The organism is Enterovibrio nigricans DSM 22720, from assembly GCF_900167155.1.
Taxonomy (GTDB): Bacteria; Pseudomonadota; Gammaproteobacteria; order Enterobacterales; family Vibrionaceae; genus Enterovibrio; species Enterovibrio nigricans.
In genome coordinates, this window is sequence record NZ_FUXU01000239.1 from 1 (window position 1) to 1,051 (window position 1,051).

At 43.1% G+C, this 1,051-nt stretch carries 2 protein-coding genes and 1 pseudogene; 1 reads left to right on the plus strand and 2 read right to left on the minus strand.

Annotation, left to right across the window (positions count from 1 at the left end; all coding sequences use genetic code 11):
- On the minus strand, positions 1-263 hold a 263-nt coding region (locus B5D35_RS23940), incomplete at its 3' end, for a nucleotide-binding protein (RefSeq protein WP_157828511.1).
- A 222-nt stretch (positions 264-485) separates the two neighbouring features.
- Between B5D35_RS23940 and B5D35_RS24250 the strand changes: the two genes are divergently transcribed.
- Entirely contained in the window at positions 486-728 is a 243-nt protein-coding gene (locus B5D35_RS24250; protein ID WP_139367876.1) for a hypothetical protein, read from the plus strand.
- Between the two features lie 46 nt (positions 729-774).
- Here B5D35_RS24250 and B5D35_RS23945 read toward each other — a convergent pair.
- Positions 775-1,051 (minus strand): annotated as a pseudogene (locus B5D35_RS23945) (recombinase family protein); the annotation flags it as partial.

Consider the following 1,051-nt stretch of genomic DNA (forward strand, 5'->3'; position numbering starts at 1 on the left):
TTTGCAGCCCCATCTAAAACTATCCAATCATATAAACCAGCAAGCTGATTTATTGTACTTTTTAACGCCCCCGCTCTATCGACACCAACAATTGGAAATGCATCACCACCTCCTTGTTCAGACCAATCACGAGCAGAACCTTGTGGATCTGAATCGACCAATAATACCGAACCGCTATCTCTTAATGCCCTTGCTAAATGCAAAGCGATAGTAGTTTTTCCAGCTCCCCCTTTGGGGTTTAAAACTGCAATTATGTTTGCCATACACGCCTCAATTACTCAATTACTCAATTACTCAATTACTCAATTACTCAATATATAGCATGACTATCTAGCTTGTAAATGAAAAGTTAACTGATTTACTATTAATAATATATTTACAACCCCCTTGAAAAGAAGCTCGACTACCTTGGTCGTGACGGGCTTGTTGCAAACAAGTGCCGACCCAATGGCGTCAGCTCCCGCGCCTCCAATGAAACTAGATACGTGCACGATTTACCGAGACTCACGAGATTTAAAGAGCTGGCAGAAGAGAACAAAGAGCATGATGCAGCACTTAGATTCCATGCCGATGAAGTGCGTATAAAACGTCAACAATGGGACGTTTCTAGCTGGCTGTTTGATGGGCTTAGCGATTATGGGCATTCAATTTCGCGACCGACTTTACTCCTGTTAGCGACAGTGATGGGCTTATTCTTCCTGACATTTTCCTTTTTATCGCTTCCGTGAAACTCTTGCTACAGGGGTGTGAAGCCCAATGGAACGAAAACGTACGCTAAGCTTCTTTCGCCGTTGATCGCTCACTTGCCAACTTCTTAGCAACGCGAATTACTGTACGATCCGATACGTTGGTGAGTTTGGCGGTATCACTAATACTCAGCTTATTGATAACTCGTAGCTGATAGATTTTTTCGTGTAGATCTGAGTCAGCTTGCCGCCCTTTATATTTGCCTTCCTCTTTGGCTTTCTTTATTCCTTCAGCCTGACGGCGGCGGCGATCTTGGTAATCTTTTCTTGCAATAGCAGCTAACATATCCATCATCATGCTATTT